The organism is Pseudomonas sp. P5_A12 (assembly GCF_056400685.1).
The window spans coordinates 1-24,816 of sequence record NZ_JBFUKU010000059.1 but is presented as its reverse complement, the minus strand read 5'-3'; the positions used below and the strand labels follow the sequence as shown (position 1 = coordinate 24,816).

Sequence of the window (24,816 nt, the reverse complement as noted above, 5' to 3'; positions counted from 1 at the left end):
CCTACAAGGCGTACGCCATTCCACTGTAGGAGCTGTCGAGTGAAACGAGGCAGCGATTTTTTAAAATTCAACAAAGATTCAATAATCATTCCCGCGATCAGTAATGTCTTTCTCCACCATTCCCATCTCCGGATCATGCCCCGCCGGAAACTTGCCCTTCAAATTCCACGCAAACGCAATAATCTCGGCAATCGTGCGGTACAACTCTTCCGGAATACTGTCCCCCAATTCCATCTTCGCCAGCAGTCTCACCAACTCGGGGTTTTCATAGATCGGCACTTCATACTCGCGGGCGATGCGCAAAATTTCTTCAGCCAGCGCTTCGTCACCCTTGGCCGTGAGGGTAGGGGCGTGGCTGCCGTCGTATTTGATGGCGATGGCCTGGCGTGGGGCGTTGGGGCTTTTCATGCGGTTTCGTCGACCCAGCGTTGTTCGAGGCGGGTGTGCGGGCCTTGTGGCGGTTTGCCCAAGTGGCAATCCAGATCACCGACGTTCAGGCCCGATGCGAGCAGGCGTTCGCGCAGTCCGGCCAGGTTACTTTCTATCAGGCTCGCGGTGTAAGGGCGTTCTGCCCAGAGCTGACTGGACAGGCTGCCCTTGATCAGCTGTGCCTGAATCTGCAATGGCCCTAGTGGCTCCATGTCGAACGCGAGGTCGATGCGCCACAAAGGCTGTTTCGGTTCATGTTCGTCGCGACGTTCGTGCGGTTGCTCCTTCTCGGGGGCTTCTTCGCGCTGGAATTTGACCTGCAACGGCACGATGTCCTGCACGTTGCGCATCGGGATTTCCAGCTGCCAGGTGCTAAGCAGCCGGCCATCGTCCGTCACGCCGGTTTGCTCCAGGCTCGACAGTTGATGGCTTTGCAGGCGCGAAACGGCGGCCGCCGCCAAACGCAGCAAGTGCTCCAGATTCCCTTCACCGTCCTGGCTTTGCAGCAGGCGCGCGGGCAGTGGGAAACGGGTCGGCAGCGGTTTGGCGCTGACCTGGTCGAGCATGCCGAGGGCGCTGCGCACGAAACTCGGCATTGCCTGCACCAATGTGTTGGCGGCGATGATTGCGTTGAGGTTGGTGTTGGCCGGCAGCCCCRGCGTCAGTTGCGCGATCAGCTTGAGCAGGTCGCCTTYCATGTCCGGGGCCAGCGTCGGGTTCTGTCCGGTCAGCAGTTTTGCTTCGAGGAACAGGCCACTGTTGGTCAGCGTTTGAGCCAGGCCCTTTGGCGTGCTCAGTTGCTGGATATCCGGCAGACCGGCGAGCAGTTTTTCCGCGGCAACGCGCAGGTCGCTGGAGATTGGGGCCGACGACGGCGACAGGTTTTGCAGCGCTTTGAGCAAGCCATCCAACGAACCTTGGCGGCTGTGCTGGCTGACCAGTTGCTGCGTCATGACCAATTGTTCCTGACGGCTGCTCAGCGGGACGAATTTCAGGGTCTGGGTGTCTTGCACCATTGCACTTAACAAGGTGCCAATACGCAGCGGTGTCGGGCTGTCGATGCTCAGCGTGCTGCCGCTCAACGCAGTGTTCAGCAAGCTCACCATCGAGCGAAACACTGTGGGTTGCCCCGGCACCTGATGCAGCACTTGTGAGGTCAGCACTTTGCCTTGCAACAATGTCCCGACTGGCAGTTTCGCGGTGTCGATGCGGGTGAGGGTGGCGACGCTTGTAGCAATGGCCTGTTGCACGGTGATGGCCAGGTTGCTTGCCGACGGTTGGGTGATCGCCAGGTGGGCGCCTTGTRGCAGCGCTTGAGTACTGGTGGCCTGGACTGTGGTCTGGCGACCGCTGTCGAGGGTGACTTTGAGCAACAGTTGAAAGGCCTGATCCGTCTGCTTGAGCGACAGCACTTCAGCCTTGGCGGTCTGTCCGACGGCGATCAGGCCCTCCATCGGCGTCAGCAACTTCAGCGGGGCGCCACTGACCACCAACGGTCGCGAAGTCGCGGACGTGGTCTGCGGTAGCGGGAGGATGTTCATTTCGCCTGTCATACGCGGTCACAACCTGAGGAAATTGCACTCTTTAGAGTAGGGCATGGCATGTATAATGCTGCCCGTCTTTCGGGGAGTGGCGAAAACATTGCAATTGTTTGACGCAACTCTCTAGAACAAGCCGCCAATGCATCTATGCTGCATCTCTTTAGCGGCCGCTTCGCCGCCGACTTGAACCGCAAAAGGCCCGTGATCCCTTGACCAGCCCTGTCCTGCAAACCGTTGCCCTCGCTTGTGAGCGAGACCTTCGGCTGCTCTTCGAAAATCTCGATTTGAGACTGACCAGTGGCGAAATGGTGCAAATCAGCGGCCCCAACGGCAGTGGCAAGACCAGTCTGTTGCGCCTGCTGTGCGGTCTGATGCAGCCGACCGCCGGTCAAGTGCTGCTCAATGACCAGCCGCTCAATGAGCAACGGTTCGAGCTGGCGCGCAACCTGCTGTGGATCGGTCATGCTGCCGGCATCAAGGAACTGCTGACCCCCGAGGAAAACCTCAGCTGGCTCTGCGCCCTGCATCATCCAGCGTCCCAGGAGGCGATCTGGCAGGCATTGGCGGCTGTGGGGCTGCGCGGTTTTGAGGATGTTCCTTGCCACACCCTGTCTGCCGGCCAGCATCGGCGTGTGGCGCTGGCGCGGTTGTACCTGGACAGCCCACCGCTGTGGATTCTTGATGAGCCGTTTACCGCACTCGACAAGCAAGGCGTGGCACAGCTCGAAGAACACCTGGCCGCCCACTGCGAGCAGGGCGGTATGGTCGTGTTGACCACGCACCACACGCTGACCCGGATGCCGGCCGGCTATCGCGACATTGATCTGGGGAATTGGGCCGTATGAGTGTTTTCGGCCTGTTGGTCGCCCGTGAGGCCGGTTTATTGTTCCGCCGTCCTGCGGAGCTGGCCAATCCGCTGGTATTCTTCTCCATCGTGGTTGCGCTGTTTCCATTGGCGGTCGGACCCGAGGCTCAATTGTTGCAAACCTTGTCTCCGGGACTGGTCTGGGTCGCGGCCCTTTTATCGGTTTTGCTCTCGCTGGACGGGCTTTTCCGCAGTGATTTCGAAGACGGATCGCTTGAACAGTGGGTCCTTTCGTCGCACCCCCTGCCTCTTCTGGTTTTGGCCAAGGTACTGGCACACTGGGCCTTCTCTGGCCTGGCACTGGTTTTGCTCGCTCCACTGCTGGCGTTGATGCTCGGTCTGCCTGCCGCTTGTCTGCCGGTGTTGCTGCTTTCTTTATTGCTGGGTACACCGGTGCTGAGCCTGCTCGGTGCGGTGGGCGCAGCCCTGACGGTGGGATTGAAGCGCGGTGGCCTGTTGCTTGCCCTGCTGATTCTGCCGCTGTACATCCCGGTGTTGATCCTTGGCAGTGGCGCCTTGCAGGCGGCCTTGCAAGGCATGCCGGCGACCGGTTATCTCTTGTGGCTTGGCAGCCTGACCGCCCTGGCGATAACCCTGACACCGTTTGCAATAGCTGCTGGCCTGAAGATCAGCGTCGGCGAATAATGAGGTCTGGTTAAAATTTAACCAGTAAAGACCCAGCCCTTCAGAGCGAAGGGCAACCGTGATGGAAACAGTATGAACTGGACGTGGTTTCACAAGCTCGGCTCGCCCAAATGGTTTTACGGCATCAGCGGCAAACTGCTGCCTTGGCTTAGCGTCGCGGCGTTGCTGCTGATCGGCGTGGGTATCGTTTGGGGCCTGGCTTTCGCGCCGCCCGACTACCAGCAAGGCAACAGCTTTCGCATTATCTATATCCACGTTCCTGCCGCGATGCTGGCGCAGTCCTGCTACGTGATGCTGGCCGTGTGCGGCATTGTCGGGCTTGTCTGGAAGATGAAGCTGGCTGACGTCGCCCTGCAATGCGCGGCGCCCATCGGTGCCTGGATGACCGCCGTGGCGCTGGTCACCGGCGCGATCTGGGGGAAACCGACCTGGGGTTCGTGGTGGGTCTGGGATGCGCGACTAACGTCCATGCTGATTCTGCTGTTTCTGTACTTCGGTCTTATTGCGCTGGGCAACGCCATCAGCAATCGTGACAGCGCCGCCAAGGCGTGCGCGGTATTGGCGATTGTCGGCGTGATCAACATTCCGATCATCAAATACTCGGTGGAGTGGTGGAACACCCTGCACCAGGGCGCGACCTTCACCCTCACCGAAAAACCGGCGATGCCGGCCGAGATGTGGCTGCCACTGCTGCTGACGGTGCTGGGCTTCTACTGTTTCTTCGGTGCAGTCTTGTTGCTGCGCATGCGCCTTGAAGTGCTCAAGCGCGAAGCGCGTGCCAGCTGGGTCAAGGCTGAAGTACAGAACAGTCTGGAGGCCGCTCGATGAGTTTTGCTTCATTCGGCGACTTCCTCGCCATGGGCCATCACGCCCTGTATGTCTGGTCCGCCTATGGCATCTGCCTGACGGTGCTGGCCCTCAACGTGGCGGCGCCGATCCTGGCCCGCAAGCGGTATCTGCAACAAGAGGCGCGTCGTCTGCGCCGGGAGAACGGCAAGTGAATCCGCTGCGCAAAAAGCGTCTTATCATCATTCTCGCGATTCTGGTGGGTGTCGGCTCTGCCGTCGGCCTGGCCCTGAGTGCCCTGCAGCAGAACATCAATCTGTTTTACACCCCGACCCAGATTGCCAATGGCGAAGCGCCGCAAGACACGCGCATCCGTGCGGGCGGCATGGTCGAGCAGGGTTCGCTGCAGCGCTCCGGGGACTCGCTGGACGTGAAATTCATCGTCACCGACTTTAATAAATCCGTGACCATCGCCTATCGCGGCATTCTTCCGGACCTGTTCCGTGAAGGGCAGGGCATCGTCGCCCTGGGCAAACTCAATGCCGACGGTGTGGTGGTGGCTGACGAAGTGCTGGCCAAGCACGATGAAAAGTACATGCCGCCGGAAGTGACCAAGGCCCTGAAAGACAGCGGTCAATCGGCACCCACTCCCGCCAAAGAGGGCTGACAGATGACATCTGGAATCTTTATTCCCGGGCTTTTCATACCAGAGCTTGGCCACTTGGCCATGATCCTGGCGCTGTGTTTCGCGCTGGCTCAGGCCGTGGTGCCGTTGCTCGGTGCCTGGCGCGGTGACCGCTTGTGGATGAGCCTCGCGCAGCCGGCTGCGTGGGGCCAGTTCACTTTTCTGACGTTTGCCTTCGGTTGCCTGACGTACGCGTTCATGACTGACGACTTCTCGGTCGCCTACGTCGCCAGCAACTCCAACAGTGCCCTGCCGTGGTACTACAAATTCAGTGCAGTGTGGGGCGCGCACGAAGGCTCGCTGCTGCTGTGGGCATTGATTCTGGGTGGCTGGACCTTCGCGGTATCGGTGTTCTCCCGACAGTTGCCGCAAGTCATGTTGGCGCGGGTCCTGGCCGTGATGGGCATGATTAGCACCGGTTTCCTGCTGTTCCTGATTCTCACCTCCAACCCGTTCAAGCGCATCCTGCCGCAAATGCCCAGCGATGGCGCCGACCTCAATCCATTGTTGCAAGACATCGGTCTGATCGTTCACCCGCCGATGCTGTACATGGGTTACGTCGGTTTCTCGGTAGCCTTCGCCTTCGCCATCGCGGCACTGATGGGCGGTCGCCTTGATGCTGCATGGGCTCGCTGGTCGCGCCCGTGGACCATCGTCGCCTGGGCCTTCCTCGGCATCGGCATCACCCTCGGTTCGTGGTGGGCGTACTACGAACTCGGCTGGGGCGGCTGGTGGTTCTGGGACCCGGTCGAAAACGCTTCCTTCATGCCTTGGCTGGTGGGTACCGCGCTGATTCACTCGTTGGCGGTCACGGAAAAACGTGGCGTGTTCAAGAGCTGGACCGTGTTGCTGGCCATTGCCGCGTTCTCGCTGAGCTTGCTCGGTACGTTCCTCGTGCGTTCCGGCGTGCTGACCTCGGTTCACGCCTTTGCGTCCGACCCTGAACGCGGCGTGTTCATCCTGATTTTCCTGCTGTTTGTGGTCGGCGGTTCGCTGACGCTGTTCGCCTTGCGCGCACCGGTGGTCAAGAGCCAGGTGGGCTTCAACCTCTGGTCCCGGGAAACCCTGCTGCTGGGGAACAACCTGGTGCTGGTGGTGGCGGCTTCTATGATCCTGCTGGGCACCTTGTACCCACTGATTCTGGATGCGATGACCGGCGCCAAGCTGTCGGTCGGCCCACCGTACTTCAACGCGCTGTTCATTCCGTTGATGGCGTTGCTGATGGTGGTGATGGCGGTCGGCATGCTGGTGCGCTGGAAAGACACCCCGGTGAAATGGCTGATGAGCATGCTCACCCCGGTGTTGTTGGGCAGCGCTGCACTGGCTGTGATTGCCGGCGTCGCTTACGGCGATTTCAACTGGGCAGTCATCGCGACCTTCATGCTTGCGGCCTGGGTGTTGTTGGCCGGTGCGCGTGACATTGTCGACAAGACTCGCCACAAAGGCCTGATCAAAGGCTTGCCGACCCTGACTCGCAGCTATTGGGGCATGCAGATCGCTCACCTCGGCATCGCCGTGTGCGCCCTCGGCGTCGTACTGTCGAGCCAGAACAGTGCCGAGCGCGACTTGCGCCTGGCGCCGGGCGAGTCCATGGATCTGGGCGGTTATCAGTTTGTGTTCGAAGGTGCCAAGCACTTCGAAGGCCCGAACTTCACCTCCGACAAGGGCACCGTTCGGGTGATCAAGGGCGGCAAGGAAGTCAGCGTGCTGCATCCGGAAAAACGCCTCTACACCGTGCAGAACTCGGTGATGACCGAAGCCGGGATCGACGCCGGTTTCACCCGTGACCTCTACGTTGCCCTCGGCGAACCGCTGGGAGATGGCGCTTGGGCCGTGCGCGTTCATGTCAAACCGTTCGTGCGCTGGATCTGGTTCGGCGGCCTGCTGACCGGCTTCGGCGGATTGCTGGCGGCGCTGGATCGGCGTTATCGGGTCAAGGTGAAAAGCCGCGTGCGTGAAGCACTGGGCATGACGGGAGCCGCTGCATGAAGCGTTGGTTGATGCTGTTGCCACTGGCGATTTTTCTGGTGGTGGCTGTTTTTCTGTATCGCGGGCTCTACTTGGACCCGGCCGAGTTGCCTTCGGCGATGATCAACAAGCCGTTCCCGGAGTTTTCCCTGCCGAACGTGCAGGGTGACAAAACACTGAGCAAGGCCGACATTCTGGGCAAACCCGCGTTGGTCAATGTCTGGGGTACCTGGTGCATTTCCTGCCGGGTCGAGCACCCGGTGCTGAACAAACTGGCCCAGCAGGGCGTGGTGATTTACGGCATCAACTACAAGGACGTCAACGCTGATGCCTTGAAGTGGCTGGAGGAATTTCACAACCCGTACCAGCTAGACATCCGCGACGATGCGGGGGCCCTCGGCCTGAACCTCGGCGTGTACGGCGCGCCGGAAACTTTCTTCATCGATGCCAAAGGCATCATCCGCGACAAGTTCGTCGGCGTGATCGACGAGCAGGTCTGGCGCGAGAAGCTGGCCGCCAAGTATCAGGCGCTGGTCGATGAGGCCAAGCCATGAAACGCTGGATAGCCGCTGCGGTATTGGGCTTGAGCATGGCCGGCGTGGCGCACGCCGCCATCGATACCTACGAGTTCGCCAAAGAAGGTGATCGCGAGCGTTTTCGCGAGCTGACCAAAGAACTGCGTTGCCCCAAGTGTCAGAATCAGGACATCGCCGACTCCAACGCGCCGATCGCCGCCGACCTGCGCAAAGAGATCTTCCGCATGCTCGGCGAGGGCAAGGACAATCAGCAGATCATCGACTTCATGGTCGATCGCTATGGTGATTTCGTCCGCTACAAACCGGCACTCAACGCCAAGACTGCACTGCTCTGGTTCGGCCCGGCCGGCCTGTTGCTGGGTGGTTTTGTGATCATCGCCGTGATCGTCCGCCGTCGTCGCGTACAACGCGCTGAAACCCCGGACGCGCTTTCTGCCGAGGAGCGTGAGCGCCTCGACCACCTGTTGGATAAAACCAAGAATGATTGATTTCTGGCTCGCTGCAGGTCTGCTACTTCTGGTTGCCCTGAGTTTTCTGTTGATCCCGGTTCTGCGTGGTCGTCGCGCACAACTTGAAGAGGATCGAACTGCCCTGAACGTCGCGCTGTATCAAGAGCGCGTGGCTGAGTTGCAAATTCAGCAGGAAGAGGGCGTGCTCGATGCCGCACAAATGGACACCGGTCGCGCCGAAGCGGCCCGTGAGCTGCTCGCCGACACCGAAGGCGTTGCGGCACCACGAGTGACTCGCCTGGGCAAACCGTTGCCGTTGCTGGCGGCGGTACTAGTTCCGGTTCTGGGCCTTGGCTTGTACCTGCATTTCGGTGCCAGCGACAAAGTCGAACTGACCCGCGAATTCGCCCAGGCGCCACAGTCGATGGAAGAGATGACCCGACGTCTGGAACGCGCCGTCGCCGCTCAGCCGGATTCGGCTGAAGGCCTGTACTTCCTCGGACGCACGTACATGGCTCAGGACCGTCCTGGCGACGCAGCGAAGATCTTCGAACGCACGGTGAACGTGGCCGGTCGTCAACCGGAACTGCTTGGTCAATGGGCTCAGGCCCAATACTTCGCCGATGGCAAAAAGTGGTCGGACAAGATTCAGGCGCTGACCGATGAAGCGCTGAAAGCCGATCCGAAAGAAGTCACCAGTCTCGGCCTGCTCGGCATCGCGGCGTTTGAAAGCCAGCGTTATCAGGACGCCATCGACTATTGGAATCGCCTGCTGGCGCAACTGCCGCCCGACGACAACTCCCGTGGCGCACTGGAAGGCGGGATTGCCAAGGCCACCGAGAAACTCGAAGCCAGCGGTGGCAAGGTTGCTCAGGCCCCCGCGGTCAAACCCGCAGCGTTGCTGAAAGTCACCGTAGACCTGGCGCCAGCGCTCAAAGCCAAGGTCCAACCGGGCGACAGCGTATTCATCTTTGCCCGCGCCACCTCTGGCCCACCCGCACCGCTGGCGGCCAAACGCTTGACCGTGGCCGACTTGCCGGTGACTGTCGAACTGGGTGATGCCGACGCCATGATGCCGCAGTTGAAACTGTCGAACTTTCCTGAAGTCCAACTGGTTGCGCGCGTCTCCCGTGCCGGCCAACCGACTGCCGGTGAATGGATCGGTCGCAGCCAGCCTCTGGCCAGCAGCACCACTGCGCCGCAGACACTGACCATCGACAGCCCGGATAAATAACAGGAAAACGCCCCATGACCGCTATTGCTCGTATCACCCTGCTCAGTCTGGTTTTGGGGTTGAGCGCATGTGCGGTCCAGCCGCCGGAGCCCACGTCGCCGCCTCCGATTCCGCCGTCACAGCCAAGACCTACACCGTCGCCAACACCCACGCCGGGCAAACCGGGCATCCCGGCCAAGCCCGCCAAACCGATGCCGCGCACCTCCGCCAGCTTCGCACCGCCACCGGGTGGCAACAGCCATTGGGATGCCAAGCTCGGCGTCTATGTGCTGGAGGATCAGACCAACACCTTCTACCGCCAGCGCACCTACTACCGCTGGAACAACGGCTGGAGCCGCTCGATAAGCCCGGACGGGCCGTGGGAAGACACGGATATACATGGCGTGCCGGGTGGGTTGGGGCGGCAATTCGGGCAGTAAATGGAAACGGCGATCTCAGGATCGCCGTTTTGCTTTTCTGAGCGTTGCTCAGGCTCCTTTCACCAACAACCCCTGCACATACTCCACAAACGCCCGAGCCTTTGCGCTGGCCATTCTTCCGGTGGGAAACACCGCCCACAAATCCTGGTTCGGCAGTCTCCAGCCCGTCATCACTTCCTTGACTGCACCACTGGCCAGCTCCGGGGCGAACATCCATTCAGAGGCCATGGTCAGCCCCAGGTGGGCGAGGACCGCTTCACGCAAACCTTCGGCAGCACTGACGCGAATTCGGCCGTTGATGATCACGGACTGTTCTTCGCTCGCGTTGCGAAATTGCCAGTTGGCGCCGCCGCCCAGGGCGTAGACCACTGCCTGGTGTTTGCACAGGTCAGCCGGGTAGCTGGGTTCGCCGTGTTTGTCGAAGTAGGCCGGTGTGCCGAGTACTACACGTCGGCATTCGGCGATCTTGCGGGCGGTGAGGCCGGAGTCGCTCAGGGCGCCCATGCGCAGGGCGATGTCGACACCTTCTTCGACCAGATTGACGTTGCGGTCCTCGAGCATCAGGTCGATGTTCAGGTCCGGGTTCTGATCGAGGAACGGCCCGAGGTGCGGCACGATATGTATTCGGCCGAAGGTCACGGCGGCGCAGATGCGCAGGTTGCCGGTGAGCCCGCTGGCGGCACCGCGAGCTGCGTTATCGGCTTCATCGGCTTCTTCGAGGGCGCGCTTGGAGCGTTCAAAAAAGGCCAGGCCGGCTTCGGTTGGCGTCAGGCCTCGGGTCGAGCGCAACAGCAGTCGCACGGCAAGACGTGATTCCAGTTGCGCAATGGCTTTTGATACGGCGGGCTGGCCGATATTCAAGCGCCGGGCGGCGGCGGAAAACGAGCCTGTTTCCACGACGTAGACGAAGGTTTCCATTGCGGCCAGGCGGTCCATCTTGAGTCCTTGTGGCTCCCACAGGGGAATGGTGTCGTTGGTTAGAACGCGGCTTTACCGATGGACGCGCCGCCATCGACAAACAACGTTTGCCCGGTGATAAACCCGCTCTGCTCGGACAGCAAAAACGCAATCGCCGCCGCGATCTCCTGCGGCTGTCCCAAACGCCCCATCGGCACGCCCGCCAGATACCGCGCTTCACCTTCACTGCCCGGCGGGTTGTTGGCGCGAAACAATTCAGTTTCAGTCGGCCCCGGCGCCACTGCGTTCACCGTCACGCCGGTTTGCGCCAGTTCCAGTGCCCATGAGCGTGTGAAGCTGATCAATGCTGCTTTGGCCGCTGCATACGCGGTGCGTTGGGTGATCCCGAGTACGGTCAGGCTGGAAATGTTCACCACCCGACCCCAGCCCTTGGTACGCATATTCGGCAGCAGCGCCTGGGTGGCCTGCAATGCCGAGTGGAGGTTGACCCGCATCACATCGTCGAATGTGTCGAGGTCGATTTCCCCCAGCACTTGCGGGCGTACCAGACCCACGTTGTTCACCAGCCCATCAAATTCGTACGTCCTGGCCAGATCCGCCAGGACTTCCTGAGTCAGCGCTCTGTCGCTCAGATCCAGAGGAAACAGAATGCCTGGGAACGTCAGGTCAGGCGTTCGGGCAATCCCGACGACTCGATGCCCGACACGGTCCAGGTGCTCGGCCACCGCGCGTCCAATGCCTTTGCTGGCGCCAGTGATGAGAAAGGTATGACGGGTCATTTCACACTCCTTGAAAAACATGCAGCGGGCCAGGCGGCATTTGATCGGTTGGCCGCGAATGGCATCCAGCATCGCTTCAGGCTCAGGACGCTGAGTGTAATCCGGGTTGACCTCGGCGTAACGAATCACGCCATCCTGACCGATCACATAACGCGCCGGCATCAGCATTTTTGGGGGAATGAGGCAGCTCACATCCTGAAAAACAACGTGAACAGACCGTGTCCGGTTTCTATGGTCAATTGGCCCCCAATAAAGTTGATGCTTTCTGGAGGAACTGCTTTGCACTATCCAATCATTATCGAGTAGGGAGATGAGAGAACGGCAATCGGTATTCAAATGCCTGACATCCCCGGCGCAGTGACTGCCGGAGATACCTTTGAAGAGGCGTACAACGCAGCCGTCGAAGTCGTACAGATCCTGCTGCAAAAAATGGGGGAGGAGGGGTTGGGTGTTCCGACGCCGACGTCAGTGAGCACGCATCGGGATATTCCGGAATTCGCAGGCAGAGGATGGGGAATGTTGAAAGTTTGATTCGGGCGGTTGCCGTTACATTGCATCGCGAGCAGGGTCGCTCCCACAGGTTTGGCGATAGACTGTGGGGGCAAGCTGGCTCTGGGTGGATTACCGACGTTGTTTTAAAAGCTTAAGCCGTCGCCAACGAAACCTTCTGCGAAACACTCAAAAACCGCAACAACGCCAGCAACGGAAACGCGCTGCCGACAATCACGATCCACAACCAGCCACCGTGTTCATACACCACGCTGGCTACCGACGAACCAAATGCGCCGCCGATAAAAATGCTGGTCATATACAGCGCGTTAAGACGGCTGCGGCTTTTGGCGTCGAGGGCGTAGACCGCGCGCTGACCGAGGACCATGTTCATCTGCACGCAGAAGTCGAGTACCACGCCGGTCACTGCCAGGCCAATCACGCTGTAGAGCGGATGAATGAACGCGGGCAGAAAGCTCAGGCTGGCGAACACCAGGGCCAGCAAGGAAGCGATGCGGGTGTGGCCGGCATCGGCCAGTCGCCCGGCGATGGGTGCGGCTATGGCACCGATGGCACCGACCAGGGCGAAGATCGCGATCTGGGTTTGCGACAGGCCATGGTTGCGGGCGAGCTCCAGCGGCACGGCGGTCCAGAACAGGCTGAACGTGGCGAACATGCAACCCTGATAGAATGCACGCTGACGCAACACCGGCTGTTGGCGTAACAACGTCCACAGCGAACCCAGCAACTGGCCATAAGTCGCACGGTGATCAGGCTGGCGCTTGGGAATGGTCAGCGCGAGCACGATGCTGATCGCCGCCATCAACGCTGCCGCAATCATAAACATCGCACGCCAGCCGAAGTGGTCAGCTACCACGCTGGAAACCGGCCGAGCCAACAGAATGCCCAGCAACAATCCGCCCATGATCCCACCGACCACGCGGCCACGAGTTTCTTCCGGCGCAAGATGCGCGGCCAGTGGAATCAGGATCTGCACCGACACCGAACTGAAACCCACCAGCAACGAGATCAGCAAAAATACGTTGGGCTGATCGGTGAACGCCGCTCCCAAAAGGCTGGCAATCGCCACCACCGTGGTGATGATCATCAGTCGGCGGTTTTCCAGCAGATCGCCCAGCGGCACCAGGAAGAACAGCCCCAGCGCATAGCCAATCTGGGTCAGCGAAACGATCAGGCTGGCCATGGTGCTGGTCAGACCGATGTCCGGCGCGATCAGGCCGATGATCGGCTGGGCGTAGTAAATATTGGCCACAATGGCGCCGCAGCAGAAGGCGAAGAGCAGCACCATGCCTTTGGTCATTGTCGCGGCACCGTGGGGCACCTGGGTCGCTGGGTTCATAACGGGACTCTCTGAACAAAAGGGAATGCGCGAAGGCTAAGCGGCAAGCCCAAACGGCGGAAGAGGGATTGAAGTGATAGTAATCATTCCATTGCGGAATGAGTGACGCGGGGCGGGACGTACGCCTTGCGTCAGGACATAGAGTCTGGATGATACATTCACTTACATCCTGTTCGATAGCGTGCTTATGTTCTCTCTTCACGCTTCATTACCGGAAGGCTCTGCCATGAATGCGATGTTCCGTCACCTGGTTCGCGGCGCTTCAGCCCTGACACTGATCACCCTGTTTACCGCAGGCCTGGCCCAGGCCGCCGACGCGCCGGGCATGCGTATCGGCGTTCGCGGCGAGATCACCGGGGTCAGCCCCGACGTGTTAAAAGTCCGCACCAACAGCGGTGAAAACGTGATCATCAACCTGACCAACGACACCAAAGTCCGCGCCGTCACCCTGGCCAATATTGAAGACATCAAGCCTGGCAGCTACATCGGCTCGGCCGCCATTCCTCAGGAAGATGGCACCCTCAAGGCGCTGGAAGTCCACGTATTTCCACCCGAATTGGCCGGTAGCGGCGACGGGCATCGGCCGTTTGATCTGGTCAAGGGCAGCAGCATGACCAATGGCAGCGTAGGTGATCTGGTGGTCAGCAATGGCCGGGTGTTGACGGTTAACTACAAGGGCGGCCAGAAGAAGATTCTGGTGCCGGAGGATGTGCCGATTGTGAACCTGATGCCGGGGGATCGCAGCTTGCTGAAGGTGGGGGTGAAGATCGTGACGTTTGTGACGCAGAGTGCTGACGGAACGCTGACCGCGCAATCGATCTCGGCCGGCAAGGATGGCGTCACACCGCCGATGTAGCGGGGTGTCGCCGAACCTGTGGGAGCGAGCAGGCTCGCCCCCACATGGGGGCTTCGGTGAGCATGGGGTTTGTGTTCAGGCACAAAAAAGGCGACCTTCTCAGGTCGCCTTTTTCGTTGCGCTCAGAAATTACTGTCCGCTGTAAATCTGATCAAAGATCCCGCCATCGTTGAAGTGGGTCTTCTGCACCGTACGCCAGTCACCGAAGGTCTTCTCTACCGACAGAAAATCCACTTTCGGGAAACGATCGGTGTACTTGGCCAATACCGCCGGGTCACGCGGACGCAGGTAGTTCGCCGCTGCAATCTCCTGACCTTCCGGCGACCACAGGTACTTCAAATATTCCTCGGCCGCAGCACGAGTGCCTTTCTTGTCGACCACTTTGTCGACCACCGACACTGGTGGCTCGGCTTCAGCGGAAACGCTTGGGTAGATCACTTCAAACTGATCACGACCAAATTCGCGGGCTATCATTTCCGCTTCGTTTTCGAAGGTCACCAGCACGTCGCCAATCTGGTTGGTCATGAATGTGGTGGTGGCTGCACGGCCGCCGGTATCCAGCACCGGGGCTTGTTTGAACAGCTTGCCAACGAAGTCTTTGGCTTTGTTTTCATCACCGCCATTCTTCAGCACATAACCCCAGGCCGACAGGTAGGTGTAGCGCCCGTTGCCGGAGGTTTTCGGGTTCGGCACGATCACCTGAACGCCGTCCTTGAGCAGGTCCGGCCAGTCTTTCAGGGCTTTCGGGTTGCCTTTACGGACGATGAATACAGTGGCGGACGTGAACGGTGCGCTGTTGTTCGGCAGGCGTGTGACCCAGTTCTCCGGGACCAGTTTGCCGTTGTCCGCCAGGGCGTTGATGTCGGTGGCCATGTTCATGGTAATGACGTCAGCCGGCAGGCCGTCGATCACCGAGCGCGCCTGTTTGCTCGAACCGCCGAAGGACATCTGCAGAGTGATGTTTTCGTTGTGTTCGGCTTGCCAGTGTTTCTGGAAGGCCGCGTTGTAGTCCTTATAGAAGTCGCGCATCACGTCGTAGGAAACGTTGAGCAGGGTTGGTGCGGCCTGGGCCATGCTGGTCAATGCCAGGCCAGCGGCCAGAAGTGAGGCGCCAAAGATTTTTTTCACTGCGCAGTCCTTGTTCTAAATTAAAAGTGAGGCAATTTGCCAGCGACTATAGCCGGGCGCGCATAGGCCTTTAAAGATTATAAAGATCTTTGCTTATTCCATTTTCTTAAACAACGCATTGCCGCATCGCGAGCAGAACGCCGCGCCGTGTTCGTGGCTGTTTTTCTTGCACACCGGGCAATCGTGTTGCAGTAGCTCACCGCGCATGGCGTTGGCCAGTTCGGCGGTGAAAATCCCGGTGGGCACGGCGATGATCGAGTAACCGGTGATCATCACCAGCGACGAAATTACCTGACCCAACGGCGTCTTCGGCACGATGTCGCCGAAGCCCACGGTGGTCAGGGTGACAATCGCCCAATAGATGCCTTTGGGGATACTGGTGAAGCCGTGTTCCGGGCCCTCGATCACGTACATCAGCGTGCCGAACACCGTGACCAGGGTGCTGACGCTGACCAGAAACACCACGATTTTCTGTTTGCTGCCGCGCAATGCCGACATCAGGTAGTTGGCTTGCTTGAGGTACGGGCTGAGCTTGAGCACGCGGAAAATCCGCAGCATCCGAATGATCCGGATGATCAGCAGGTACTGCGCATCGGCGTAATACAGTGCGAGGATGCCGGGCACGATGGCCAGCAAATCCACCAGTCCATAGAAACTGAACGCGTAGCGCAACGGCTTGGGTGAGCAATACAGCCGCAGGATGTATTCGACAGCGAAGACGAAGGTGAAACCCCACTCGATATACGCCAGCACATCGGCGTAGTTCTGGTGAATGGAATCGATGCTGTCGAGCATTACGATGATGATGCTGGCGAGAATGATCAACAGCAGGGTGCCGTCGAAGCGCCGCCCCGCTTTGGTGTCGCTCTGGAAAATCATGACGTAAAGGTCTTCACGCCAATTTTTGCTGCTGTCCATGGAAAACGCCTGAATCGGGAATCAACGCAGCCTAGGTTGATTCTCCCCAGGAGCGCAAGGCGCACGGGCCCCCGTCGCTTTGCCGAGCACTTGAGCAGCCGTACGGATCAGCCAGCAGGCGAGGATGAAGGGCGCGGTCAGCGTGGGCAGACCGATAGCGGCAAACATCGGCGTCAGCAGCAGCGCTAATGCAATGCCGACCAGTGGCAGCCACGGCTGCTGGCGTTGCGAGCTGAAGGCGAGGGCGGCGAGCACCGCGTTATAGCCACCGAGGCCGAGCAAGCCGGTGTAGAAGTCGTGGTGCAGCAGGCTCCAACCCATGCCCGCAACGGACGCCAGCAACGCCCAGCAGAATGCGCGACGGTCAGCGATCAGCAAGCCGGCGGCAATCAACGCACCGGCCAGCGGATGACCGAGGAACATCACCTGGCCGAGACCTTTGAGTGGTGCGGCGAGCATGTTCAGCGTGTTGATCTCGATCAAATGCGCCTTGGTCGAGGGCGTGGCGAAGCACAGCAGCAACCAGCCCAGCCCCACGAAGGGCGCGGTGCATGCGGGCAGGTATTGGCTAAGCCGGGCGCGCTTGAGCCACTGTTGAGTGAGCATCGCGCTCAGGCCGCCGCAGGCAATGATCACCAGTGGCAGCACGGCGGACCACGGGAAATACAGGCTCAGCAACAAGCCGAGCAAAACCCCGTTGTAACTGAACAGCCCGGCCTGGCGATCGGCTTTGGCGTAGCCGCGACGTTGCGCCGTCAGCAATCCGGCGACGCCACCCAGCAGTGCTCCGCCGAGCAGTGTCGGCGCGGTAAACAGAATGGCCAACAGGCACAGCAAGCCAAACAGCGGATGGCGCTGGAGGAAGATCTGGCTGAAGCCGTTGAGCAGGGCAGTGGCCCAATCGGGGCAGTGGGTGTTGAAGTGATTGGCAGGCATTTTAAGGATCGTTCTGTACAGATCGTTCCCACGCTCTGCGTGGGAATGCCTCAATGGACGCTCTGCGTCTGCTCTTGGAACGCAGAGCGTCCCGGGCTGCATTCCCACGCAGAGCGTGGGAACGATCGTGGTGTGGAGTTAAATCAGCGTTTCGATGCGCAATGAGTTAGTCGACCCCGGTTGCCCAAACGGCACACCCGCGGTGATCAATAAGGTGTCGCCACGCTTGGCCATGCCCTGAGCCTGGGCAATCTCCAGCGCCGTCGAGCACACTTCATCCACCTGCCGCAGGCGATCATTGACCACCGAGTGCACGCCCCACGCTACGGTCAGGCGGCGAGCGGTTTGCCGGTTTGGGGTCAGGTTGAGAATCGGCACCGTCGGCCGCTCCCGCGCAGCGCGCAAACTCGACGTGCCGGACTCGCTGTAGTTCACCAGCACCGCCACCGGCAACACGTTGCTGATACGACGAATCGCGCAGCTGATCGCGTCGGAAACCGTCGCCTCGGCTTTCGGCCGGCTCACGTCCAGTTGCGTTTGATAGTCTGGGCCGTTTTCCACCTGGCGGATGATCTTGCTCATCATCTGCACTGCTTCCAGCGGGTATTCACCGGACGCAGTTTCCGCCGACAACATCACCGCATCCGCACCTTCGGCCACGGCGTTGGCTACATCGGTGACCTCGGCGCGGGTCGGGGCCGGGGAGAAGCGCATCGACTCCAGCATCTGCGTCGCCACCACCACCGGTTTGCCGAGCTGACGGCAGATGCTGATGATGTTTTTCTGAATTTGCGGCACGCTTTCGGCGGGCACTTCCACGCCCAGATCACCGCGAGCGACCATGATCGCGTCGCTCAATTCAGCGATTTCGCGAAGCTGAGTCACCGCCGATGGCTTCTCTATCTTGGCCATCAAAAACGCCTTGTCGCCGATCAGTTCGCGGGCTTCGCGGATGTCTTCCGGGCGTTGCACAAACGACAGCGCCACCCAGTCCACACCCAACTCCAGACCGAAGCTCAAATCACGGCGATCCTTGGCGGTCAGCGGGCTGAGCTCCAATACTGCTTGCGGCACGTTCACACCTTTACGATCCGACAATTCGCCGCCATTGAGCACGGTGGTATCAATGGCGTCGGAATACTTGGTCACCACGCGAAGCCGCAGCTTGCCGTCGTCCAGCAGCAGGTCCATGCCCGGCTCCAGCGCCGCGATGATTTCCGGGTGAGGCAGGTTCACGCGGCGTTCATCGCCGAGTGTAGGGTCCAGGTCCAGACGCAGGGCCTGACCGCGATGCAGTTGCACCTTGCCTTCGGCAAATTTGCCGACCCGCAGTTTCGGGCCTTGCAGGTCCATCAGAATGCCCAGCGGATAATTCAGCTGGCGCTCGACTTCACGAATCCACTGGTAGCGCTGAGCGTGGTCGGCATGATCGCCGTGGCTGAAGTTCAAGCGGAAAATGTTGACCCCGGCCTTCACCAGTTCGCGGATGTCGTCGATGCCTTCGGTGGCGGGACCGAGGGTGGCGAGAATTTTAACCTTCTTGTCAGGCGTCATGTTTAGGGCTCTCGAGAATCAGAATGGCGCGGAAGTCGTTGACGTTGGTGCGGGTCGGCTCGGTGACGATCAGGGCGTCGAGCGCCTCGAAATAGCCGTAGCCATTGTTGTTATCGAGCTCGTCACTGGCACTCAGACCGAGGGCGGCGGCGCGGGCGTAACTGTCCGGGGTCATGATCGCGCCGGCGTTGTCTTCGGAACCGTCGATGCCGTCAGTGTCACCTGCCAGCGCATACACACCGGGCAAGCCTTTGAGGCTGTCGGTCAGGCTCAGCAGGAACTCGGCGTTGCGCCCGCCACGACCATTGCCGCGCACGGTCACCGTGGTTTCACCGCCCGACAAAATCACGCACGGCGCTGCCAACGGCTGGCCATGCAAGACCACTTGCCGCGCAATGCCGGCGTGAACCTTGGCCACTTCACGGGATTCGCCTTCCAGATCGCCGAGGATCAGTGGGCTGAAACCGGCCTGCCGCGCTTTCACTGCAGCCGCTTCAAGCGACTGTTGTGGACGAGCGATCAACTGGAAATGACTGCGCGCCAGGCTCGGATCGCCGGGTTTGACCGTCTCCGATTCCGCGCTTTGCAGCCAGTTGCGCACCGAGGCCGGAACCTCGATGCCGTATCGTTTGAGGATCGCCAGCGCTTCGGCCGAAGTGCTGGGGTCGGCCACGGTCGGGCCGGAAGCGATGACCGTGGCAAGGTCGCCTGGCACATCGGAAATTGCATAGGTATAAACAGTGGCCGGCCAGCAGGCCTTGCCGAGGCGGCCGCCCTTGATCGCCGAGAGATGCTTGCGCACGCAGTTCATCTCGCCGATGGTCGCGCCGGATTTGAGCAGGGCTTTGTTGATCGATTGCTTGTCGGCCAGGGTGATGCCCGCCGCCGGCAGCGCCAGCAGTGCGGAACCGCCGCCCGAGAGCAGGAAGATCACGCGGTCGTCTTCGGTCAGGTTGCTGACCAGTTCAAAGACCCGCTTGGCGACGGCCTGACCGGCTGCATCCGGCACCGGATGGGCCGCTTCGACCACTTCTATTTTTTCGCACGGGGCGCCGTGACCGTAACGCGTCACCACCAGACCGCTGACTTCACCTTCCCAGCAACGCTCGACCACTTGCGCCATGGCGGCTGCGGCTTTGCCGGCGCCGATGACGATTACCCGACCGCTGCGATCTTTGGGCAAATGGGCTTCGAGGACTTGCTGCGGATGGGCGGCGTCGATGGCTGTGGCAAACAGCTCGCGCAGGAAATGTTGCGGATCGACCGACATGGCGGGCTCCCGGAATTCTTGTTATTGAGATAAAACGACAGCAGGCGTTGCTACGCGGTCCTGTGGGRGCTGGCTTGCCTGCGATTCAGGCGACTCGGTCTTTCAGGTAGAACGAGTCGATGCCATCGCAGGCAAGCCAGCCCCCACAGGGACCGAGCCAGCTTCAGGTTTGGTTTACTTATCGCGAATCGAGAAATTCGCCATGTGTTCCAGGCCCTTGATCAGCGCCGAGTGGTCCCAATTGCTGCCACCGATGGCCGCGCAGGTGCTGAACACTTGTTGGGTGTTGGCGGTGTTCGGCAGGTTGATGTTCAGCTCCTTGGCACCTTGCAGGGCCAGGTTCAGGTCCTTCTGGTGCAGGCTGATGCGGAAGCCTGGATCGAAGGTGCCTTTGATCATGCGCTCGCCGTGCACTTCAAGAATCTTCGACGAAGCGAAACCGCCCATCAGTGCTTCACGTACCTTGGCCGGATCGGCACCGTTTTTCGAGGCGAACAGCAGGGCTTCGGCCACTGCCTGAATGTTCAGCGCAACGATGATCTGGTTCGCCACTTTGGCGGTTTGACCGTCGCCGTTACCGCCCACCAGGGTGATGTTTTTGCCCATGGCCTGGAACAGCGGCAGGGCGCGTTCGAAGGCATCGGCATCGCCGCCGACCATGATGCTCAGGCTTGCCGCCTTGGCACCGACTTCACCGCCGGACACCGGAGCGTCGAGGTACTGCGCGCCTTTTTCGTTGATTTTGGCTGCGAACGCCTTGGTGGCGGTAGGCGAGATCGAGCTCATGTCGATGACGATTTTGCCTTTGCCGACACCGGCCGCAACGCCGTCGGCGCGGAACAGCACGTCATCGACCTGTGGGGTATCCGGCACCATGACGATGATGAATTCGGCTTCTTGCGCGACTTCTTTCGGGTTGGCCAGGGCGACGGCGCCAGCGGCAATCAGGTCAGCAGGTGCGGCGTCGTGGTGTGCCGACAGGAACAGGCTGTGACCGGCTTTCTGCAGGTTCAACGCCATTGGGTGGCCCATAATGCCGGTGCCGATAAATCCGATTTTAGCCATGAGAAAATCCTCTTGTTTTTATTGCTGCTTCAAGCAAATAGGGGAGCACTGCTTTTGTAGGAGCCGGCTTGCCGGCGAAGAGGCCATCACCTCCAGCCTCTTTAATTGGCAGTGACATTGCCTTCGCTGGCAAGCCAGCTCCTACAGGGATCCGTGTCAGATCGCGTTATGGCTTTTCAGCCAGCCCAGGCCTGCTTCAGTGGTGGTCAGTGGCTTGTACTCACAGCCGACCCAACCCTGATAACCGATGCGGTCCAGGTGTTCGAACAGGAAGCGGTAGTTGATTTCACCGGTGCCCGGTTCGTTGCGCCCAGGGTTGTCGGCCAACTGGATATGATTGATCTCGCCCAAGTGCGATTGCATGGTGCGGGCCAGGTCGCCTTCCATGATTTGCATGTGGTAGATGTCGTATTGCAGGAACAGGTTGGCGCTGCCGACCTGTTCGCGAATCGACAGGGCTTGCGCGGTGTTGTTCAGGTAGAAACCCGGGATGTCGCGGGTGTTGATCGCCTCCATCACCAGTTTGATGCCCGCCGCTTGCAGCTTGTCCGCCGCGTACTTGAGGTTGGCGACGAAGGTCTTTTCCACGGTGGAATCGTCGACGCCTTGTGGACGAATACCGGCCAGGCAGTTGATCTGGGTGTTACCCAACACTTGTGCGTAAGCAATCGCCAGATCGACACCGGCGCGGAACTCTTCAACCCGGTCTGGCAGGCATGCGATCCCGCGTTCGCCCTTGGCCCAGTCACCGGCCGGCAGGTTGAACAGCACTTGGGTCAGATCGTTGGCATCGAGCTTGGCCTTGATTTCGGCGGAGCTGAAGTCGTAAGGGAACAGGTACTCGACACCACTGAAACCGGCCTTGGCGGYCGCTTCGAAACGGGCAAGAAAATCCTGCTCAGTGAACAGCATGGACAGGTTGGCAGCGAAACGCGGCATGGTGGTCTCCTGTTAAAAATAGGTACCTGTARCAGCTGCCGAGGTACGAGGCTGCGTTGGGCTGCGAAGCGGCCCCCGACGGCGGTCCTGCGGACACGCAACGCAGCCTCGTGCCTCGACAGCTGCTACAGGTTTCACGTCATCTCAATCGAGCAACGAAATCGCGGTAGGTGCGTCGTTGCCGACCAGCGCCAAGTCTTCGAATTCGTTGATGGCGTTGATCTCGGTGCCCATGGAAATGTTGGTCACGCGCTCCAGAATAATTTCGACGATCACCGGCACCTTGAACTCTTCGATCAGTTCCTGAGCCTTGCGCAGGGCAGGTTGAATCTGATTTGGTTCAAAAACACGCAGTGCCTTGCAGCCGAGACCTTCGGCCACCGCAACGTGATCGACACCGTAACCGTTGAGTTCCGGAGCGTTCAGGTTATCGAAGGACAATTGCACGCAGTAGTCCATGTCGAAACCGCGCTGAGCCTGACGAATTAGCCCCAGGTACGAATTGTTTACCACAACGTGGATGTACGGCAGTTTGAACTGCGCGCCCACTGCCAATTCTTCGATCATGAACTGGAAATCATAGTCGCCCGACAGCGCCACGACCTTGCGGGTCGGATCGGCCTTGACCACGCCCAGTGCTGCCGGAATGGTCCAGCCCAGCGGGCCGGCCTGGCCGCAGTTGATCCAGTGACGCGGCTTGTAGACGTGCAGGAACTGCGCGCCGGCAATCTGCGACAGACCAATGGTACTGACGTAGCAGGTGTCTTTACCGAATACCTGGTTCATCTCTTCATAGACGCGTTGCGGCTTGACCGGCACGTTGTCGAAGTGAGTCTTGCGGTGCAGGCTGGCTTTACGCTGCTGGCAATCTTGCAACCAGGCGCTGCGGTTTTTCAGCTTGCCGGCGGCTTGCCATTCACGAGCGACTTCGATGAATACGGTCAGCGCGGCGGCAGCGTCGGAGACGATGCCCAGGTCCGGGTTGAACACGCGGCCGATCTGGGTCGGTTCGATATCAACGTGAATGAACTTGCGGCCTTCGGTGTACACGTCGATTGAGCCGGTGTGGCGGTTGGCCCAACGGTTACCGACACCCAGAACCAGGTCGGACTTGAGCATTGTCGCGTTGCCGTAGCGGTGCGAGGTTTGCAGGCCGACCATGCCGACCATCAGCGGGTGATCGTCCGGGATGGTGCCCCAGCCCATCAGGGTCGGAATGACTGGAATGCCGGTCAACTCGGCGAACTCGACCAGCAAGTCGCTGGCGTCGGCATTGATGATGCCACCACCGGCCACCAGTAATGGACGCTCAGCCTGATCGAGCATGGCCAGGGCCTTCTCGATTTGCACGCGGTTAGCGGTGGGCGTGGCCAGCGGCAGGGGTTGGTAGGCATCGATGTCGAATTCGATTTCCGCCATCTGCACGTCGAATGGCAGGTCGATCAACACCGGCCCTGGACGCCCGGAGCGCATTTCGTAGAAGGCTTTCTGGAACGCGTAAGGCACCTGGCCCGGTTCCATGACCGTGGTTGCCCACTTGGTCACTGGCTTCACGATGGCGGTGATGTCGACTGCCTGGAAATCTTCCTTGTGCATACGGGCGCGGGGGGCCTGACCAGTAATGCAGAGGATCGGAATCGAGTCGGCCGAGGCGCTGTAGAGGCCGGTGACCATGTCCGTACCGGCAGGGCCGGAAGTGCCGATGCACACGCCAATGTTTCCGGCCTTGGTGCGGGTGTAACCCTCGGCCATGTGCGAGGCGCCTTCAACGTGGCGAGCGAGGACGTGATCGATGCCACCGACCTTCTGCAAGGCGGAGTACAGCGGGTTGATCGCGGCGCCCGGGATGCCAAAAGCGGTATCAACCCCTTCACGGCGCATCACCAGAACGGCGGCTTCGATTGCTCTCATTTTGCTCATTGTTTTGTGCCTCTTACGTTTTGTAATTGTATACAAGTGGCTTTGCGCAGAGTTTATTCACGGCGGACGGCGCAGGTCAATCCATTTTCTCAAGCGCTTGTTTCATTCGTCTGAAGCCCAGTCTTGTGTGGCTTTTCGTCGCATGTGGCGCTTTTCGAGAATTATTGTATACAAAAAAATAACTCATTGTGTTCTATTTGTTGCATCGGTCTGCGGCACAACGGCGCAGTCCAACGGCTTTCCGAAAAACAAAATGAGGACGGCACCATGAGCGCTTTAACCTTGAAAGTCGCAGTCAACCTGATCAATCAGGCCATCTCTGCAGGGCGTGCAATCTCGGCGGCACCATTGACCATTGCGGTACTGGATGCCGGCGGGCACCTGATCACCCTGCAACGCGAAGACGGCGCCAGCCTGCTACGCCCGCAGGTCGCCATCGGCAAAGCCTGGGGCGCTATCGCGTTGGGCAAAGGCTCACGTTTATTGGCGCTGGATGCGCAACAACGCCCGGCCTTTATCGCGGCCCTTAATAGCTTGGGGCAGGGCAGCGTGGTGCCGGCACCGGGCGGTGTGCTGATTCGGGATCAGGACGGCAACGTGCTGGGGGCGCTGGGGATTAGCGGTGATCTATCGGATGTGGATGAGCAGTGTGCGATCAATGCGATCGAGGCGTTGGGGTTGACGGCGGATGCTGGGGTTACTGCTTGATGGGTGACTGATCTACCGCCTTCGCGAGCAGGCTCGCTCTTACACTCGACCGCGCTCTCCACTTGAAACTCGGTCAAATGTGGGAGCKGGCTTGCTCGCGAAGGCGGCCTGACTGACACATCCGGCTAAAAGTTTGCCCCACTCTCAAGCACTCACCGGTCTAGCCTTCTCATATCTTACTTATGAGGAGGGCAACGGAATGCCTGAACTGTCTGCTTCACATCGCCTGCGGATCGGTCGTTTTGCTGAACAAAACCGGATCTATCATCTGACTGCCAACACACTCAATCGGGAACCTGTTTTCAAGGACTATGTCTTGGGCAGGAACATCGTGCACCAATTCAGGCAAGTTCAGGAGCAAGGCTTCGCCGATACCTTGGCTTTCGTCGTGATGCCCGACCATTTTCACTGGTTAATAC

At 59.9% G+C, this 24,816-nt stretch carries 26 protein-coding genes and 1 pseudogene; 14 read left to right on the top strand and 13 right to left on the bottom strand.

Annotation, left to right across the window (positions count from 1 at the left end; translation table 11 throughout):
* Positions 1–78: 78 nt before the first annotated feature.
* Together AC1DSG_RS10975 and fliK are read right to left on the bottom strand one after the other, a co-directional pair.
* Positions 79–408 (bottom strand): EscU/YscU/HrcU family type III secretion system export apparatus switch protein, encoded by a 330-nt coding sequence (locus tag AC1DSG_RS10975; RefSeq protein ID WP_477790902.1) that lies wholly within the window; start codon positions 406–408, stop codon positions 79–81.
* The gene (gene fliK, locus AC1DSG_RS10970; protein ID WP_477790901.1) at positions 405–1,982 is read right to left on the bottom strand and encodes a flagellar hook-length control protein FliK; all 1,578 of its coding nucleotides are present in this window, start codon (positions 1,980–1,982) and stop codon (positions 405–407) included. The genes AC1DSG_RS10975 and fliK overlap by 4 nt, the downstream gene beginning before the upstream one ends.
* Before the next feature lie 197 nt (positions 1,983–2,179).
* Between fliK and ccmA the strand changes: the two genes are divergently transcribed.
* The 10 genes from ccmA to AC1DSG_RS10920 all read left to right on the top strand — a co-directional run bounded on the left by ccmA (position 2,180) and on the right by AC1DSG_RS10920 (position 9,557).
* Positions 2,180–2,815 (top strand): cytochrome c biogenesis heme-transporting ATPase CcmA, encoded by a 636-nt coding sequence (gene ccmA / locus AC1DSG_RS10965; protein WP_477790900.1) that lies wholly within the window; start codon positions 2,180–2,182, stop codon positions 2,813–2,815.
* On the top strand, positions 2,812–3,480 hold the full coding sequence (gene ccmB / locus AC1DSG_RS10960; protein ID WP_477790899.1) for a heme exporter protein CcmB: 669 nt from the start codon (positions 2,812–2,814) through the stop codon (positions 3,478–3,480). Before ccmA ends, ccmB begins: the two co-directional genes overlap by 4 nt.
* Positions 3,481–3,552: 72 nt before the next feature.
* Positions 3,553–4,308 carry a heme ABC transporter permease gene (locus tag AC1DSG_RS10955; RefSeq protein ID WP_477790898.1) on the top strand — a complete coding sequence of 252 codons (756 nt, stop codon included), beginning with the start codon at positions 3,553–3,555 and terminating at the stop codon, positions 4,306–4,308.
* Positions 4,305–4,481, top strand: coding sequence for a heme exporter protein CcmD (gene ccmD, locus AC1DSG_RS10950; protein WP_150781078.1), 177 nt, complete (start codon positions 4,305–4,307; stop codon positions 4,479–4,481). The genes AC1DSG_RS10955 and ccmD overlap by 4 nt, the downstream gene beginning before the upstream one ends.
* Positions 4,478–4,933 (top strand): cytochrome c maturation protein CcmE, encoded by a 456-nt coding sequence (ccmE, locus tag AC1DSG_RS10945; RefSeq protein ID WP_477790897.1) that lies wholly within the window; start codon positions 4,478–4,480, stop codon positions 4,931–4,933. Before ccmD ends, ccmE begins: the two co-directional genes overlap by 4 nt.
* A 3-nt stretch (positions 4,934–4,936) precedes the next feature.
* A complete protein-coding gene (locus AC1DSG_RS10940) occupies positions 4,937–6,940 on the top strand; it encodes a heme lyase CcmF/NrfE family subunit (protein ID WP_477790896.1) in 2,004 nt (667 codons plus the stop codon).
* A complete protein-coding gene (locus AC1DSG_RS10935) occupies positions 6,937–7,473 on the top strand; it encodes a DsbE family thiol:disulfide interchange protein (protein ID WP_477790895.1) in 537 nt (178 codons plus the stop codon). The genes AC1DSG_RS10940 and AC1DSG_RS10935 overlap by 4 nt, the downstream gene beginning before the upstream one ends.
* Positions 7,470–7,943 carry a cytochrome c-type biogenesis protein gene (locus tag AC1DSG_RS10930; RefSeq protein WP_477790894.1) on the top strand — a complete coding sequence of 158 codons (474 nt, stop codon included), beginning with the start codon at positions 7,470–7,472 and terminating at the stop codon, positions 7,941–7,943. Before AC1DSG_RS10935 ends, AC1DSG_RS10930 begins: the two co-directional genes overlap by 4 nt.
* Positions 7,936–9,138 carry a c-type cytochrome biogenesis protein CcmI gene (gene ccmI / locus AC1DSG_RS10925; protein WP_477790893.1) on the top strand — a complete coding sequence of 401 codons (1,203 nt, stop codon included), beginning with the start codon at positions 7,936–7,938 and terminating at the stop codon, positions 9,136–9,138. The genes AC1DSG_RS10930 and ccmI overlap by 8 nt, the downstream gene beginning before the upstream one ends.
* A gap of 14 nt (positions 9,139–9,152) precedes the next feature.
* On the top strand, positions 9,153–9,557 hold the full coding sequence (locus AC1DSG_RS10920; RefSeq protein WP_477790892.1) for a hypothetical protein: 405 nt from the start codon (positions 9,153–9,155) through the stop codon (positions 9,555–9,557).
* Positions 9,558–9,605: 48 nt separating this feature from the next.
* On the opposite strand, the gene AC1DSG_RS10915 is transcribed toward AC1DSG_RS10920, so the two are convergent.
* Positions 9,606–10,493 carry a LysR family transcriptional regulator gene (locus AC1DSG_RS10915; RefSeq protein WP_477790891.1) on the bottom strand — a complete coding sequence of 296 codons (888 nt, stop codon included), beginning with the start codon at positions 10,491–10,493 and terminating at the stop codon, positions 9,606–9,608.
* 41 nt (positions 10,494–10,534) lie between these two features.
* Positions 10,535–11,254 (bottom strand): SDR family oxidoreductase, encoded by a 720-nt coding sequence (locus tag AC1DSG_RS10910; RefSeq protein ID WP_477790903.1) that lies wholly within the window; start codon positions 11,252–11,254, stop codon positions 10,535–10,537.
* 336 nt (positions 11,255–11,590) lie between these two features.
* Between AC1DSG_RS10910 and AC1DSG_RS10905 the strand changes: the two are divergent.
* Positions 11,591–11,782, top strand: a pseudogene (locus tag AC1DSG_RS10905) (type II toxin-antitoxin system HicB family antitoxin); the annotation flags it as partial.
* Between the two features lie 115 nt (positions 11,783–11,897).
* On the opposite strand, the gene AC1DSG_RS10900 reads toward AC1DSG_RS10905, so the two are convergent.
* On the bottom strand, positions 11,898–13,103 hold the full coding sequence (locus tag AC1DSG_RS10900; RefSeq protein WP_477790890.1) for an MFS transporter: 1,206 nt from the start codon (positions 13,101–13,103) through the stop codon (positions 11,898–11,900).
* A 226-nt stretch (positions 13,104–13,329) separates the two neighbouring features.
* Between AC1DSG_RS10900 and AC1DSG_RS10895 the strand changes: the two genes are divergently transcribed.
* Entirely contained in the window at positions 13,330–13,959 is a 630-nt protein-coding gene (locus AC1DSG_RS10895; RefSeq protein ID WP_477790889.1) for a hypothetical protein, read from the top strand.
* Positions 13,960–14,088: 129 nt separating this feature from the next.
* Here AC1DSG_RS10895 and AC1DSG_RS10890 read toward each other — a convergent pair whose 3' ends face one another.
* The 8 genes from AC1DSG_RS10890 to gcl form a co-directional block, all read right to left on the bottom strand.
* Positions 14,089–15,087: a sulfate ABC transporter substrate-binding protein gene (locus AC1DSG_RS10890; protein WP_477790888.1), complete on the bottom strand. Its 999-nt coding sequence runs from the start codon at positions 15,085–15,087 to the stop codon at positions 14,089–14,091.
* Between the two features lie 93 nt (positions 15,088–15,180).
* Positions 15,181–16,005 carry an ion transporter gene (locus AC1DSG_RS10885; protein WP_477790887.1) on the bottom strand — a complete coding sequence of 275 codons (825 nt, stop codon included), beginning with the start codon at positions 16,003–16,005 and terminating at the stop codon, positions 15,181–15,183.
* A 21-nt stretch (positions 16,006–16,026) separates the two neighbouring features.
* Positions 16,027–16,941, bottom strand: coding sequence for an urea transporter (locus AC1DSG_RS10880; protein ID WP_477790886.1), 915 nt, complete (start codon positions 16,939–16,941; stop codon positions 16,027–16,029).
* Between the two features lie 138 nt (positions 16,942–17,079).
* The gene (gene pyk / locus AC1DSG_RS10875; protein ID WP_477790885.1) at positions 17,080–18,495 is read right to left on the bottom strand and encodes a pyruvate kinase; all 1,416 of its coding nucleotides are present in this window, start codon (positions 18,493–18,495) and stop codon (positions 17,080–17,082) included.
* On the bottom strand, positions 18,485–19,765 hold the full coding sequence (locus AC1DSG_RS10870) for a glycerate kinase type-2 family protein (RefSeq protein ID WP_477790884.1): 1,281 nt from the start codon (positions 19,763–19,765) through the stop codon (positions 18,485–18,487). Before AC1DSG_RS10870 ends, pyk begins: the two co-directional genes overlap by 11 nt.
* 174 nt (positions 19,766–19,939) lie before the next feature.
* A complete protein-coding gene (locus AC1DSG_RS10865) occupies positions 19,940–20,830 on the bottom strand; it encodes a 2-hydroxy-3-oxopropionate reductase (RefSeq protein ID WP_007946729.1) in 891 nt (296 codons plus the stop codon).
* A 156-nt stretch (positions 20,831–20,986) separates the two neighbouring features.
* A complete protein-coding gene (gene hyi / locus AC1DSG_RS10860; protein ID WP_477790883.1) occupies positions 20,987–21,769 on the bottom strand; it encodes a hydroxypyruvate isomerase in 783 nt (260 codons plus the stop codon).
* A 144-nt stretch (positions 21,770–21,913) separates the two neighbouring features.
* Positions 21,914–23,689 carry a glyoxylate carboligase gene (gene gcl, locus AC1DSG_RS10855; protein ID WP_477790882.1) on the bottom strand — a complete coding sequence of 592 codons (1,776 nt, stop codon included), beginning with the start codon at positions 23,687–23,689 and terminating at the stop codon, positions 21,914–21,916.
* Between the two features lie 267 nt (positions 23,690–23,956).
* Between gcl and AC1DSG_RS10850 the strand changes: the two genes are divergently transcribed.
* Together AC1DSG_RS10850 and AC1DSG_RS10845 are read left to right on the top strand one after the other, a co-directional pair.
* Complete coding sequence (locus AC1DSG_RS10850; protein ID WP_477790881.1) at positions 23,957–24,397, top strand: GlcG/HbpS family heme-binding protein; 441 nt, start codon at positions 23,957–23,959, stop codon at positions 24,395–24,397.
* Positions 24,398–24,596: 199 nt separating this feature from the next.
* A partial coding sequence (locus AC1DSG_RS10845) for a transposase (protein ID WP_477790880.1) occupies positions 24,597–24,816 on the top strand: 220 nt, incomplete at its 3' end.